Annotated in this window: 8 protein-coding genes; 7 read left to right on the forward strand and 1 reads right to left on the reverse strand. The window is 63.0% G+C overall.

All coding sequences use genetic code 11. The features are described 5' to 3' along the window. Positions 1 to 107: 107 nt before the first annotated feature. From KF719_RS16415 to KF719_RS16435, 5 genes are all read left to right on the forward strand, one after another. The gene (locus KF719_RS16415; protein WP_293510192.1) at positions 108 to 2,009 is read left to right on the forward strand and encodes a hydantoinase/oxoprolinase family protein; all 1,902 of its coding nucleotides are present in this window, start codon (positions 108 to 110) and stop codon (positions 2,007 to 2,009) included. Between the two features lie 116 nt (positions 2,010 to 2,125). Then, entirely contained in the window at positions 2,126 to 2,521 is a 396-nt protein-coding gene (locus KF719_RS16420; RefSeq protein ID WP_293510194.1) for an acetone carboxylase subunit gamma, read from the forward strand. 16 nt (positions 2,522 to 2,537) lie between these two features. Next, complete coding sequence (locus KF719_RS16425; RefSeq protein WP_293510196.1) at positions 2,538 to 4,673, forward strand: hydantoinase/oxoprolinase family protein; 2,136 nt, start codon at positions 2,538 to 2,540, stop codon at positions 4,671 to 4,673. Between the two features lie 179 nt (positions 4,674 to 4,852). Then, entirely contained in the window at positions 4,853 to 7,105 is a 2,253-nt protein-coding gene (locus tag KF719_RS16430; protein WP_293510198.1) for a hydantoinase B/oxoprolinase family protein, read from the forward strand. Continuing rightward, positions 7,105 to 7,854 (forward strand): hypothetical protein, encoded by a 750-nt coding sequence (locus KF719_RS16435; protein WP_293510200.1) that lies wholly within the window; start codon positions 7,105 to 7,107, stop codon positions 7,852 to 7,854. Before KF719_RS16430 ends, KF719_RS16435 begins: the two co-directional genes overlap by 1 nt. A gap of 413 nt (positions 7,855 to 8,267) precedes the next feature. Here the strand turns inward: KF719_RS16435 and KF719_RS16440 are convergent, their stop codons facing one another. Continuing rightward, on the reverse strand, positions 8,268 to 10,241 hold the full coding sequence (locus KF719_RS16440; RefSeq protein ID WP_293510670.1) for an acetoacetate--CoA ligase: 1,974 nt from the start codon (positions 10,239 to 10,241) through the stop codon (positions 8,268 to 8,270). Positions 10,242 to 10,683: 442 nt separating this feature from the next. Between KF719_RS16440 and KF719_RS16445 the strand changes: the two genes are divergently transcribed. Both KF719_RS16445 and KF719_RS16450 read left to right on the forward strand, forming a co-directional pair. Beyond that, the gene (locus KF719_RS16445; RefSeq protein ID WP_293510202.1) at positions 10,684 to 13,182 is read left to right on the forward strand and encodes an MMPL family transporter; all 2,499 of its coding nucleotides are present in this window, start codon (positions 10,684 to 10,686) and stop codon (positions 13,180 to 13,182) included. A gap of 41 nt (positions 13,183 to 13,223) precedes the next feature. Then, positions 13,224 to 14,603, forward strand: a complete 1,380-nt coding sequence (locus KF719_RS16450) for a DUF1329 domain-containing protein (RefSeq protein WP_293510204.1) — start codon at positions 13,224 to 13,226, stop codon at positions 14,601 to 14,603. The last annotated feature ends 48 nt before the right edge of the window (positions 14,604 to 14,651 follow it).

Genomic DNA, 14,651 nt, shown 5'->3' on the forward strand with positions numbered 1-14,651 from the left:
ATCCTTTCGGGTGGGGAAGAGGGGTGCGGCCGGGCGCTACCTTCCTCTCATAAACGGTGGCCGTTCCTTCCGGACGGCATGCCGATAAACAATAGGGGGAGAGGCGCGTGGGGCTTCTTGTAAGCATCGACAATGGCGGCACGCTGACGGATGTCTGCGCCACCGATGGCGTCTCGACAATCCATGCCAAGACGCTGACCACGCCGCACAATCTCACCGAGTGCTTCGTCAAATGTCTCGAAGCGCTTTCGGAGAAGATCGACGGCGAGGTCGACCTTCCGAAGCTGGTCGGCTCGATCGACTACATCCGCTATTCGACGACGCAGGGCACCAACGCCATCGTCCAGCGCAAGGGCCCGCGCATCGGCCTCCTGACCGACGACGACAAGCTGGTCGCCGCCGCGATGAACGCCGCCCCGGGCCTCTTCGAAAGCTTCGTCGCCGACCGTGTCCGCATCGTCGCGCCGTCGGCCGCCGAGGCGGCAACGAGCGGCCCCGGCGAACTCGTGATGGCGGTCTCGAAGCTCGTTTCGGCCGGCGCCGCGCGTGTCGTCGTCGCGCTGTCGGGCGCCGATGCCGCCGAGCGCGAGAAGGCCGCCAAGCGCGTCCTCTACCGCGCCTTCCCGCGCCACCTGCTCGGCGCCGTGCCGCTCCTCTTCTCGACCGAATTGACGAAGATCGGCACCCCCGAGCAGCGCGTCTGGGCGAGCCTCATCAACGCCTTCCTGCATCCGGCGATGGAATCGTTCCTTTACAACGCCGAAAACAAGCTGCGCGAACACCGCGCCCGCAAGCCGCTGCTAATCTTCCGCAACGACGGCAACTCCACCCGCGTCGCCAAGACGGTTGCCATCAAGACCTATTCGTCGGGCCCGCAGGGCGGCGTCGTCGGCGCCGAGGTGCTGTTGAAGCATTACGGCATCCCGAACGCCGTCTCGATGGACATCGGCGGCACCACCACCGACATCGCGATGTTCGAGGAAGGTGCTGTCCGCGTCGCCGACACCGGCGAAGTCGAAGGCGCGCCGGTCTCGATCCCGCTTTCCGAGATCGACAGCATCGGCGCCGGCGGCGGCTCGATCCTGCGCGCCGAGGGCGGCAAAATTCTGGTCGGCCCCGAAAGCGTCGGTTCGGCGCCGGGGCCCGCCTGTTTCGCCCGCGGCGGCACGCAAGCCACCATGACCGACGCCTTCCTCGCCATGGGCATCCTCGATCCCTTGTCCTATTTCGGCGGCCGCATGCCGCTCGACCGCGAGCGCGCCGAACGCGCCATCATGACCCATATCGGCGAACCGCTCGGCCTCGCCTTGCCCGAAGCCGTCGAGGCGATGGCCGACGCCTATCATGGCAAGATCGCCGCCGCGCTCGGCACATGGTCGTCCGCAAACAAGGACGGCGTCCTGCTCGCCTTTGGTGGCGCCGGCCCGATGTCGGCTTGCGGCGTCGCCGAGAAAGCCGGCCTCGCGACCGCGCTGATCCCGAAATTTGCCGCCGTCTTCAGCGCCTATGGCATCGGCTTTTCCGACATCGAACACAGCTACATGGCCGAGATCTCGCGCAGCGGCGAAGAAGATGCGATCGGCCGCGCCCGCGCCGATCTCACCGAGCAGGCCCGCCGCGGCATGCTGGCCGAAGGCTTCGCGCTGTCGGAATGCACGCTCGACTATGCGCTGCTGAAGAAGAACGGCTCGGGCTATGTCCGCTCGGCGCTCAACGGCGCGCTCGACGGCGTCAACGCCGAAGCCTGGATGGAGCTGCGCGTCCGCAAGCCGATCGAAAAAATCGCCCTGGCCGGCGCGGACTTCGCCGAAAAGCGCAAGGCAAAGCCGGAAGGCACGCGCGGAAATCCGGGTGCCGAAGCGCTGCCGCTCTTCCGCCTCGAAAATCTGGCGCCGGGCGACTGGTTCGAAGGCCCCTGTCTCGTCGAGGAAGCCTTCTTCACCGCCCATGTGAAGCCGGGCTGGCGCTTCGTCGTCAGCGGCAATGGCGATCTGTTGCTCAGCCACTAGAGCGTTTCCAGGCGAAGTGGAGGCCGGTTCGCCGTCCGGAAACGCGACAAAACAAAGACTTGGAGCAGTTTCGCAGTTCGGAGAAATGAGAAACTACTCTAGAAAGGATCACGGCAATGAAAGTCTTTTTCACGGCGGCCCTCACCATCGATCTCGACAAGGAGACATGGGAATGCGCCGGCTGCGGCCACGAGCTGGGTTCGGCCCGCGACAACTACAAGAAGGGCCTCCTCGTCCGCGACCGCGAGCCCTCGGAAATCCACGCCCCCATCCTCGATGCCGAACGCTACGACTTCACCTTCGCGCCCGATGGCGACTGGTGCCGCATCCTCGAATATTGCTGCCCCGAATGCGGCCGCCTCGCCGAAGTCGAATATCTGCCGCCCGGCCACCCGCCGGCCCACGACATCGACCTCGACATCGACGCCCTGAAAACGCAATGGGCCGCGCGCGAACCGCTGAGCGAGCCCGCCCTCGGGCCGGAATTCGTCGCGCCCCCTCATTCGCACTGAACCCGGAGACCGCACCATGCGCCGCGTATCTGTCGACATCGGCGGAACCTTCACCGACTGCTCCCTCGTCTGGGACGACCGCTATGTCGAGGCGAAGTCGCTGACGACGCATCAGAACCTGGCGCTCGGTTTCAACGCCTCGCTGAAGATCGCCTATGAGCAACTGGGCCTGACGCTCGAAGAAGTGATGCGCGAGGTCGACAGCGTGCGCTATGCGACGACGCTCGGCACCAACGCACTCATTGAGCGCCGCGGCCCCCGCGTCGGCCTCCTCGTCACCGCCGGCTTCGAGGCGATGGTGCCCTTGAGCCGTGGTCGCGGCTATGGCGAGGGCCTGCCGGACCGTCAGCGCCGCGACCTGCCGATGGCGCAGCGTCCCGAACCGCTCGTGCCCGTCCAGATGATCGTCGGCGTCCGCGAGCGCGTCGCCGAAACCGGCGAAATCCTGATGCCGGTCGATGCCGAGGACGTGCGCGCGCAAGTGCGCAAGCTGGTCGACAACGGCGTCCAGGCGTTTGTCGTCTCGCTGGTCAATGCGGTCGTCCAGCCCGAACACGAACTTCTGGTCGAGGAAATCATCCGCGAGGAATTCCCCGAACAGCTTCTCGGCTCCGCGCCCATCGTGCTGTCGCATCAGGTCGGCGGCCGCAAGGGCGAATATGCGCGCACCTCGTCGGCCATCCTCGACGCCTTCCTGCACAACGCGATGTATCACGGCCTCTCGACGCTGGAGCTGAACCTGCGCGACAACGGCTATCGCAAGCCGATGCTGGTCATCCACAATTCGGGCGGCATGGCGCAGTTGAATTCGACCGACGCGCTGCAGACCATCCACTCCGGCCCCGTCGCCGGCATCAATGCGTCGGAACATCTGGCCGTCGAAGCCGATCTCGGCAATGTCGTCTGCACCGACATGGGCGGCACCTCTTTCGACATCGGCCTCGTCGTCAAGGGCGGCGTCAAGTTCTACGACTTCAATCCCGTCATCGGCCGCTGGCTGGTCAACATCCCGATGGTGCATCTGGTGACGCTCGGCGCCGGCGGCGGCTCGATCGCCCGCTTCGACCGCCTGCGCCGCGCCGTCGCGGTCGGGCCCGAAAGCGCCGGCTCCGATCCCGGCCCCGCCTGCTACAATCGCGGCGGCCGCTACCCCACCGTCACCGACGCCGACCTCGCGCTCGGCTACCTGCTGGCCGACCGCTATGCCGACGGCTCGATCCCCTTGAACGAACGCCGCGCCACCCGCGCGCTCGAAAAGGAAGTCGGCGAACCGATGGACACCGATGCCCTCGGCGCGGCCAAGCTGATCCGCCAGAAGATCGACAACGACATGGCCAACGGCATCGCGCAGGAATTGCGCGTCCGCGGCTACGAGCCCCGTCACTTCACGATCCTGGCTTACGGCGGCAACGGCCCGCTTCACGCCTGCGGCATCGCCAATGTGCTCGGCGTTTCGCGCGTCATGGTGCCGCCCTTCAGCTCGATCTTCTCGGCCATCGGCGCCGGCAACATGGACCAGCTCCATTTTCACGAACGCTCGCTCTATCTCTCGCTCTACGATTCCAACACGCGGAAAATCTTCGAAGACTTCGACAGCTTCAATGCGCTGGTCGAGGAACTGGAACAGAAGGGCAGGGACGATCTGATGCGACAGGGCGTGGCGCCCGCCGCCATCAAGCATCGCCTCGAGCTCGACATGCGCTATGGCAACCAGCTCGCGCAAACCGCCGTCGTCGTCTCGAAGAACCGTCTCGAAACCGCCGACGATCTGATGGAAGTGCTGGCCGCCTTCTCGAAGGATTATGGCCGCCGCTACGGCGAAGGCAGCCAGGCGCCCGAAGCCGGCATCCGCATCAACACGATCCGCGTCGCCACCTATTCCTCGATGTCGACATTGAAATTCGCCGACATCCTGCCGAAGGAAGCCGACCTCGCGCCGGCCCCCGCCGCCACGCATCATAAAGAGTGCCACTTCGTCGGCCATGACGGTGCGATGAAGACGGCCTTCCACGATCTCGCCGATCTCTCTTTCGGCTCGGTCGTCGAAGCCCCCGCCGTCGTCATCTCGCCCTCCACCACCTACCTCGTCGAGCCCGGCTGGCGCCTGAAAATAGGCCGCCACGGCGCCGCCCTCTTCGAGCGCGCGGAGTAGGGGAGTGCACGACATGCACGGCGCCCGAAACAAAATAGAAGTGTCACCCCGGCGCAAGCCGGGGTCCATGGGCCTCTCCGTAATTGCGGGTGCTGCCATACGACACCACCCTCCCCTCGGGGAGGGTCGTAGCGTGAACGAAACGTGCAAAACAACCAAACCGCTCCGGAGGAACGAAAATGGGTGACGACATGGACATCACCGGCGCCGCATCCGGCGCGGTGGACGCCTTCCTGAGCGAGACCAATCTCTATCTCGCGCCCGATCCCGTGATCATGAACAATCACGGGCTCGAGCCGCGCACCGCTTATGAAGACGAATGCATCGCAAAGGAAAGCGATCCCGTCCGCCTCGAAATCGTCCGCGAGCGGATACTCGCCGGCGTCAACGAGAGCTTCGAGATGCTCGAAAACATGGGCGCGGCGCCGGGCGCCAAATGGGGCGACTGCGTTTCGGCGGTCTACACCGAAAGCGGCGACCTGAGCCTCGCCAGTTCCGGCGGCGTCGTCATCTTCTGCAACCTGGTGCAGTACCCGATCAAGTTCATCCGCAAATACTGGTCAAAGGACAAGACGGTCGGCATCAATGAAGGCGATGTCTTCATCGTCAACGATGCCCGCTACGGTCAGGCCCACAACACCGACCAGTCGATGATGATGCCGGTCTTCCACGAAGGAAAGATCGTCGCCTGGGCGGGCGCGACCGTCCACGAAGGCGAAAACGGCGCCATCGAGCCGGGCGGTATGCCCTCGCTTGCCGAGCAGATCTGGGACGAGGGGCTCAAGATGTCGCCCTTCAAGGTCGCCGAGAACTACACGCTGCGGCGCGATCTCGTCACCTTCCTGCAAAACTCCGTGCGCGAGCCGAAGCTGCAATATGCGGACATGAAGGTGAAGATGTATGTCTGCCGCCGCATCGAGACCCGCATTCACGAAGCGATTGCCGAATATGGCGTCGAGGCTGTCGTCGCCGCATTGCGCATGAACCTTGAAGACACCGACGCCGAAGTCCGCCGCCGCTTGAAGGAGTGGCCGGACGGCACCGTGCGCCATTCATGGTGGACCGACGGCACCTTGCGCGAAAACGTGCAGATCAAGATCAATCTCGAGCTGACCAAGAAGGGCGACGAGCTGACCTTTGACTATCGAGGCTCCAGCCCCGAATTCACCAACCGCTCCAACAACAGCCTCGACATCACCGTCAAGGGCATGTTGGCGCAATTGTTCCTGACCTTCATCTGGCCCGACATCCCGCGCAATCAGGGTGTGCTGGCGCCAGTCAATTTCATCTTCGACAATCCCTCGGTCCTGAAGCCCGGCTTCGGCACGCCGAGCGCCCAGTCGATGATGACGGTCTTCACCGCCTGGAGCGCCGGACAGGTCGCGACCATGAAGTTCCTCTATTCGAACCCGCACAAATACACCCGTGTGCTTGCGCCCTGGTTCAACATGATCAACACCTTCCTGTTCGGCGGGCTGACGCAGCACGGCGAAATGGTCGGCAATGTCTGCGCCGACATCAACGGCATGGGCGGCGGCGCGCTGGCCGACCGCGACGGCGAACATGGCTGCGCGCCGATCTTCGCCACCATGTCGGACATCGGCGAACAGGAGTTCATCGAGGAGGAAGTCCCCTTCATCCAGATCGTCTCGAAAAAGATGATGAAGGACAATCAGGGCTTCGGCAGGCAGCGCGGCGGCATGGGCTATCAGATGGTGCTGGCCATGCGCGACAGCGACGCCTTCGGCTTCATGCTGACGGCGATGGGCGCGAAGTTCCCCAACATTCCGGGTCTCTTCGGCGGCTATGGCTGCCCGACCTATCCGCTGGCCCGCATCAGGGGTGTCAACGTCTTCGAGATTCTGAAGAACGATCCGGCCTCCTTCCGGTACTCAATCGAGGAGCTGATGAACGAGCGTCCCTTCCCGGACGCCCAATACAGCACCCATCCGATGACGCTCGGCTACACGCTGGCGCAGCGCGGCGAGCTCTACATGATCGCGCAAGGAACCGGCGGCGGCTTCGGCGATCCGCTGGAACGCGCGCCCGCCGATGTGATGCGCGACATGGATGAAGGCCTGATCTCCGACGATGTTGCCTGGCGCATCTACCGCGTCGTCTACAACAAGGAAACCTTGCATGTGGACGAGGCCGCGACCGCAAAGGCGCGCGACGAAGCCCGCCGCGAACGCATCGCGAAGAGCAAGCCCTTCGATGCCTTCTGCAAGGAATGGGTGAAGGACAAGCCCTCCGGCAAGGTTCCCTATTACGGCTCGTGGGACGACAAGACGATGGTCCATGCCGGCGATCCCGACAAGCTCCATCCGGCAGGCCAGGTCGTCCCGCCGGTCGTCATGGCGCATCCCCTGCAGGTGAAGATCGACAAGCTCGAGGCCGAGCTGGCCGATTGCCGAAAATCCGGCAAACGCTGATGCCGGCCGCCCTGCCGCGCCTCTGGATCGACGGCGCCGCCTTCGGCGCCCGCGTCCTGCGCGGCGGTGACGATCCCTGGGACGCGCCGGGCGAGCTCGGTCTCTTCCTGCGCGAGCTTTCCGCGCTGCTGGCGCTCGAAATTGTCGACATCGACATCGGCGCCGGCATCGCCGCCTTCGCCCGTGCGCAAGGTACGGGCCCGCTCGACGCCGGTGCTATCGAAGACCTGCTCTCCGACGCCGCCTTGCGGGCTCACCTGAAACGCGGCATCGAAACGGTGTCCGGCGCTCTTTCCGGCAGGCCGCTGGCACTCGCCCTGCCGGGCCCCGGCGCGCTGGCGCAAGCTTTCATGGATGAAGGTGACATCGACGACAATGCGCTCGACGACCTTGCCATGGCGCTGGCCGATCTGCTGCGCGCGCTGATCGCGCCCTCCATCGGCGTCCTCCGCTTCACCGAAGCCGACCCGCGCGCGCTGGAATTTTTCGAACCGCTCACCAACATCGCCCGCCACTACGAGCTGCCCGCAGTCCTCGTCATGGCCGGCGTCGCGGCCGATGTCGCAGGCTTCAACCGCGTCTATGGGTCCTCTCCGGCCGCGACGGGGGAAATTCTCGGCCCCGCCTTTTGGGAGGGGGGCGATGTCGCCCTTCGGGACGATACTCCGGTCTTCACGGAAGTGCCGTCCGCTCTCGTTCCCGAAACCGCACTTGCGAAAATCCGGGTACTGAACGAAAGCGCTTCCTGAAGCGGTGTTCCTCCAATCGGTGTGCCGGCGTCACTCTATCGTGTAGTTTCGCCGCCCCGCCGATTGCGGAACATTGCGCTGCTCGCACGGGCATACTCCTCGGGAGCGATCCCTCCTCCTCCCGTATCCTTGGCTGCCCCGCGAAAACCGGGGCAGCCCTTTTTTCGTCGCGTTAGGACCGTCACCTGTTTCCCACTCTCCTTTCGGGGAGGGTCGAAAAATTCATGGAATTTTCCGGGGCGGGGGCGGCCGCTCTCCAAAACCGGGGATAACTTTTTTCCGAGCGACAACTTTGCGGGATAAGGGCGGGGATAAGTGCAACTTATCCCGCACGAAAATGCGTTTGTGACAGTTTTTTGACAGTTCGATGACAGTCGCGCCTTTTGGGCTGTCACAAACGCGACTTATCCCCGTCAGTCGGCCGCCGTCGGATACTCGGTCTGGGTGCGTGCGAAGGCGACAAAATAGTCGATGGCATCCGGGTTCGACATCGCATCCCGGCTCGCCGCTTTCTCCGCCGCCGCACCGAGCAGAATCTTCCGTACCGGGACTTCCATCTTCTTTCCGGTCAGCGTGTAGGGAACGGCTTCGATTTGATAAATACGGTCAGGCACGTGACGCGGCGAATACTTCTCCTTCAACGCCTTGTTGATTTTCTGACGCAACGCATCGTCGAGCGTCTGTCCCTTCGACAGCACCACAAAGAGGGGCATGAAAAAATTTCCGCCCGGCAGGTCGAGATTGACGATGATCGAGTCCTCGACGCCTTCAAGCCCTTCGATGGTGCGATATATCTCCGCCGTTCCGATCCGGACGCCATAACGATTGAGCGTCGAATCCGAACGCCCGAGAATGAAGCAACCGCCGCGCTTGTTGACCTTGAAATAGTCGCCGTGCCGCCAGTGCCCCGGATAGGTGTCGAAATAGGAATCGCGATAGCGATGTCCGCCCTCGTCGTTCCAGAAGAAGAGCGGCATGGAAGGCATCGGCTTGCTGACGACAAGTTCGCCCACCGCATCGACAATTTCGTTCCCGTCGTCGTCGAAGGCATGCACATCGACACCGAGGCAGCGCGTCTGGATCTCACCGGCATAGCCCGGCAGCGTCGGCATCCCGCCGACAAACGCCGAGGCAACGTCGGTGCCGCCGCTCTGCGACGTCACCCAGATGTCGGAGCGAATGTTGTCGTAGCACCATTCCATGTGCTCCGGCATCACCGGCGAACCGCCGAGCAGGATGCTATCCATCGCGCCGAGATCGTAAAGTTTGTTGGGGCGTATGCCTTCCTTCATTTGGCCGTTGAGGAAGGTCGGGCTCGCGCCGAACAGCGTCATGCCGGTTTCGGCGGCCAGCGCCCACAGCCGGTCCGCAATCGGCGTCACCGGATTGCCGTCGTAAAGCACAACGGCCGAACCGGCGACGAGCCCGGAAAGCAATATGTTCCACATCACCCAGCCCGTGGTGGTGAAGTAGAACATGCAGGATGTGGGTTTGAGGTTGAGGTGGAAATGCGTGAACTTCAATGCTTCCAGCAACACCCCGCCATGTCCGTGTACGAAGGGTTTCGGCAGCCCCGTCGTGCCCGACGAGTAGACGATCCACAGCGGATGGTCGAAAGCCGTTTCCTCGAAAGCGAAATCGGAGACTGCCGGCCGCGCCATCAGCGATGCCCAGGAAATCGCGTCGGACGAAATCGCATCTCCCGCCGCGCCCGGCACATGCACCACATGTTCGAGCGAGGGCAGGGCGTCGATCATCGATTGCACCTCGGCCCGCCGGTCGAAGGTCTTGCCGCCATAGCGGTAGCTGTCGGTGGCGAACAGCACCTTCGGCGTGATCTGGCTGAACCGGTCGATGACGCTTGCCGCGCCGAAATCCGGCGAGCAGCTCGACCACACGGCGCCGATGCTGGCGCTGGCAAAAAACGCAACCGCCGCTTCCGGCACATTCGGCAGATAGGATGCCACGCGGTCGCCGGGCCTGACACCAAGTTCGCGCAGCGCCGTCGCCAGCTTGAAGACGCGCGTCTTCAATTCGCTCCAGCTGATTTTCTGCGCCGCGCCTTCCTCGCCCGCCGCCCAGATTGCCGTCTTGTCGCCATCGCCCTTCGACAGCAACGTCTCGATATAATTGACCCGCGCGCCCGGAAACCACGTCGCACCCGGCATCGCAGCATCGCGCAACACGCATTCGTAAGGCGTTGGCGAACTTACTTCGAAATAGTTCCACACCGCTTCCCAGAACGCCGCGATGTCGTCGACCGACCAGCGCCGCAATTCCTCGTAGCTGCGGAAATCATGTCCGCGCGCATTGAGCCACGCAGTGAACGCCGTAATGTTCGCGCCGTCTGCCATAGCCTGCGACGGCGTCCACAGCAGATCTCCCATATTGGCCACGGCGTTTTCTCCCGCTCTTCGAGGTTAATCGCGGAATGCTAGAAGCCGTGCCGTTGCTGCTCCCCACCCGTTCGGGCGGCCTCCCGCGACCCCGATTGCGTCGCCGCCGCACCCCCTTCGTGTAGTTCCGGCGCCGCCGCCGATCGGGAATTGTCGAACGGACGCTCGGCCCGCTTCGACCGGCAAGAAAGCGCGCAACCGCCGCCCGTCGCGGGGGTCGGATGACTGCCACTCTTTAGGGCGGGGCGTGGAGAGACCCGGTCGCCCACGATCCATGTAACGGACCGGATACGCCGCTTTTCGGCCATGGGGGCTGGAGGCGCGACCGGCGCGAATGCCGATAAACAAGAAATAATTTACAAAAATAACAATTTATGAGATGAACTAACAGCCTCGGGGGGTGGAAGCCGGGGGGTTAAGGGGGGAGTACCGAGTGGAACGTCTGAGTGTTCGTCTGGCCCGCGCCGTCCTGTCTTACCGGCGGCTGTCGCTGTTCGCGATTGTCGCGGTGACCGCGTTTTTTGCGTTGGGTCTGAAGAATGTCGAACTGCGGACGATCTTCAGCGATCTCCTGCCCAAGAATCATCCTTTCGTTCAGACCTATACGGACCATCCGAATTTCGGCAATCCGCTGACCGTGACCATCATGGTCAAGCGCAAGGACGGGGACATCTACAACCCCGAAACGCTTGCCAAGGTTTGGGAATTGACGCGCGACGTCGACCTGGCGCCCGGCGTCGACCACGACCAGATTCTTTCCGTCGCGACCGAGAAGGCCCGCTACGCGGAAGCGACGCCGGACGGCATCGACTCGCGCCCGCTGATGGAAGACCACCCGCCGCGCACCGCCGAAGAGATTGCCGAGTTCCGTTCGCGCGTCCTCAAATCGCCCAATGTGCGCACGTTTATGGTTTCGGAGGATGAGACCGCGACGCTCATCAACGCAACGTTTATCGAGCGGTTGCTCGACTACGGCGAAACCTTCGAGTACCTCGACGATCTCGTCAAAAATGCGCGAGACGACAACCACGAAGTCTATATGGCCGGGCAGCCGGTTCTGACGGGCTGGGTCTACTTTTACCAACAACAGATGTTCGGCATCTTTGCCATCACGGCGATTGCGCTGCTGCTGGCGCTTGTCTTCTACATGCGAAACATCGTGGGCGTCGTCGCGCCGCTGATCACCAGCATCATCGCCGCCATCTGGGGTTTCGGCTTTGTCGGCTGGCTCGGCCAACCGATCGAACCGCTGATCATGGTCGTACCGCTGTTGCTCGTCGCGCGATCTTTCAGTCACTGCGTGCAGTTCACGGAGCGCTACTACGAGATACTTCACCATGTGAAGGACAGGCGCCGCGCCGCCGAATTGTCGCTGAGCGTCATGATGGCGCCTGGCGTGCTCGGCATCACGACCGACGCCCTCGGCCTCTTCATCATCGGCGTCGCGCCGATCCCGGCCATGGAACGGTTTGCGCTGTTCTGCGGCTTCTGGGCGCTGATCCTCATTCCGACCAATGTCTTCCTGACACCGCTGCTGATCATGTTGTTGCCGAAGCCGCGTAATGTCGACCGGATGGTCGGCTCGGGAAATCCAGAGAGCGGCTATCGCGGTATCCGGATATTGCTCGGCCTGATCGGCCGCCTGTCGATTGGCAAGATGTCGGTGCTGACGGCGATCGGTGTCGCGACGCTCGCCGTCGTCAGTTTCGGCAAGGTGCTCGACATCAAGATCGGGAATCCGGTCGAAGGCAGCAACCTGCTCTGGGAAGACTCCGAGTTCAACGTCGCGGTTGCGAACATCAACGCCCATTTCCCGGGGCTCAACACGCTCGAAATCGTCTTCGAGTCGAAATCGCCGGACACGCTCGACCGGGTGATGCGCAAGGCCGAAACGGTGCTGACCATGCATCGACTGCAGCACCTGCTCGAAAGCCAGCCCAACCCGCCGGAAGCGTCCCTATCGTTCGCCGACTATCTGCCCGAAGCCAATCGTCTCTTCAGCGGCGGCAATCCAAAATGGGCGCCGCTCGACCACAGCGACGCTGCCGTCAGCGCGGCGGCGGGTGCGTTGATGGTCGGAACGGGACCGAAAGCCTTCCTGCATGTTGCCGACTTCGAACAGCGCAATGGCACGGTTTCTCTCTGGTACAAGGACAACAAGCAGGAGACCGTCGACGAAGCGCTCTTCCAGGCGCGCGCGGCGCTTGAGATCATCGGCACCGAGTTCGACGACTTCCGCATCCGCCTCGGCAGCGGCACCATTGCCTTGCAGCAGTCGATCAACGACACGGTCGACACCTATCAGTGGGTCATCCTGGCGCTGCTGAATGTCGTCATTCTGATTACCTGCAGCTATGCGTATCGGTCGGTGGTGGCCGGTATCCTGTTGCTGATTCCGGTCAACCTTTCAAACCTGTTGCTCGGCGCGGTTATGGTCGAAATGGGGATCGGCCTCGACGTCAACACGCTGCCCATCGCCGCGATCGGCGTCGGCGTCGGCATCGACTACGGCATCTATCTGCTGAGCCGCATCTACGAGGAATATCAGCTCCGCAAGGACATGGCGGCCGCGATCCTGACGGCGGTTACGACCACAGGCAAGGCGATCTTCTTTACAGCGACCATCGTGCTGATCGGAATTATGCCGTGGTACTTCCTGTCCGAGCTGAAGTTCCTCGCGGACATGGGGCTGCTGCTGGTCATGGTGATGCTGATCAACATGATTATCGCGCTGATCGTCGTGCCGCTGCTTGTGTGGCTCATTCGGCCGCGGTTCATCGATTCCAAGAAATTGCTCGTCAGCGAAGGTATCGACCTTTCGGCCCTGTCGGCCGAAGCCGATGCGAAGGCTGCGGCGCCTCGCGCAAATGCAGCGGAGGCGGCCAGACACCGGGAGAATGATTTGAACGAGATGGCTCTCGCCCGCCCCTGATCGGGCCGGCGGGTTCCATTCCTACTGGGAGGAGGATGGAAATGCGAATTCGCAAATACGACCGGGATTTCTCGCGTCGGGTATTCATGGAAAAGTCCCTGAAGGGGATTGCGGCCGCCGGCGTTCTGTCGCCGCTTTGGCCGGAAATCGCGAAGTCGGGGACGATCGACAAGGCCTATCCCGATGAGCTGCTGTCGATCGAGCTTTACACCAAGGGACAGGTGAAGCCCGGCGACGTCATCACCGCCGACAATGTCGAGGTGGTGAAGGATCTGCTCGATCCGATCGCCTATCGTCAGGTCAAGGAGATGGGGCGGCGCATCAACATCGTCGAAACGACGCGCGATGTGACCAAGCTCTTCCCGCACGAATATCTCGAAGCGACGCTCCGCAACGCCGGCCGCGCGCGTTTCGATGCCAATGGCAACGTCGTTACTGACGACGGCAGCCCCTGGATCGGCGGCAATCCGTTTCCGAATGCCCAGACGGGCGAGGAGGCCTTCTACAATCTGACCCTGTCATGGGGCCGGCACGACGAGTCGGTCTATGCGGTGCGCGACTGGGACATCTCGCCGAACGGTACCCTGTCGTACCAGTACGATTTCGTCTGGGCCGAGCAGAACACGGTTGGGCTTGTCAACAAGCCTTCGCCCTATCAGGCGGGCGCTGAAGACAAGCTGCGTTATCAGGCGGTCTGGTTCACATCGCCGACCGACGCGCGTGGCACAGCGTTCCTCAACACCTGGTACTACGACCAGCGCAAGTTCCCGGACCTGCTCGGCTACCTGCCGGCCTTCAAACGCGTCCGCAATTTCCCGACCAACCAGCGCTTCGAACCGCTGGTTCCCGGCATCACGATCTTCCTGTCCGACGCATGGGCGGCGGGCGATCCGATGCTCACCTGGGGCAACTACAAGGTCATCGGCACCAAACCGCATCTTGGCGCCGTGTCGGGCAACTGGACCGGCAAGACCAACGCCAACTGGGAACGCGAAGTGCATGGTGGCCCGAACGGCCAGACTTTCTTCGAGGACTACAAGGAACTGATTCCGGAAGTGCTGGTGGTCGAGGCGGAGCCGACCGGCTATCCGCGTGCGCCCGTCGGCAAGAAGCGCGTCTATATCGACATGCGCAACATGATGTTCGTGTCGTACCTGACCTACGACCGGCGCGGCGAGATTTGGAAATCGTTCGAGCCGGCCTTCAGCCAGTACAAGGATGGCGACGCCACCTTCATGGACGGCGGACACCCGCTCTGGTCCTGGACGCATGTGCACAGCCACGACGTGCAGTCGAACCGCATGAGCCGCTTCGTCCAGGCGAAGCAGATCACCGGCGGTTTCGGTCCCGAATACAACATCGGGCCGAGCATCTATGACCGCTACCTGACGGCGCAGGCGATCCGGCGTTTCGGTACATAGCATCCGTGCGGCGCCGGAGGGTCCGGCGCCGCACATCGCTTTCGGAGA

The organism is Parvibaculum sp., assembly GCF_019635935.1.
Classification (GTDB): Bacteria; Pseudomonadota; Alphaproteobacteria; order Parvibaculales; family Parvibaculaceae; genus Parvibaculum.

Bases quoted from the DNA above. Each gene is read 5' to 3' on its own strand.
- KF719_RS16440 (WP_293510670.1), bottom strand. From the start codon at position 10,241: ATGGGAGATCTGCTGTGGACGCCGTCGCAGGCTATGGCAGACGGCGCG.
- KF719_RS16425 (WP_293510196.1), top strand. From the start codon at position 2,538: ATGCGCCGCGTATCTGTCGACATCGGCGGAACCTTCACCGACTGCTCC.
- KF719_RS16420 (WP_293510194.1), top strand. From the start codon at position 2,126: ATGAAAGTCTTTTTCACGGCGGCCCTCACCATCGATCTCGACAAGGAG.
- KF719_RS16450 (WP_293510204.1), top strand. From the start codon at position 13,224: ATGCGAATTCGCAAATACGACCGGGATTTCTCGCGTCGGGTATTCATG.
- KF719_RS16430 (WP_293510198.1), top strand. From the start codon at position 4,853: ATGGGTGACGACATGGACATCACCGGCGCCGCATCCGGCGCGGTGGAC.
- KF719_RS16435 (WP_293510200.1), top strand. From the start codon at position 7,105: ATGCCGGCCGCCCTGCCGCGCCTCTGGATCGACGGCGCCGCCTTCGGC.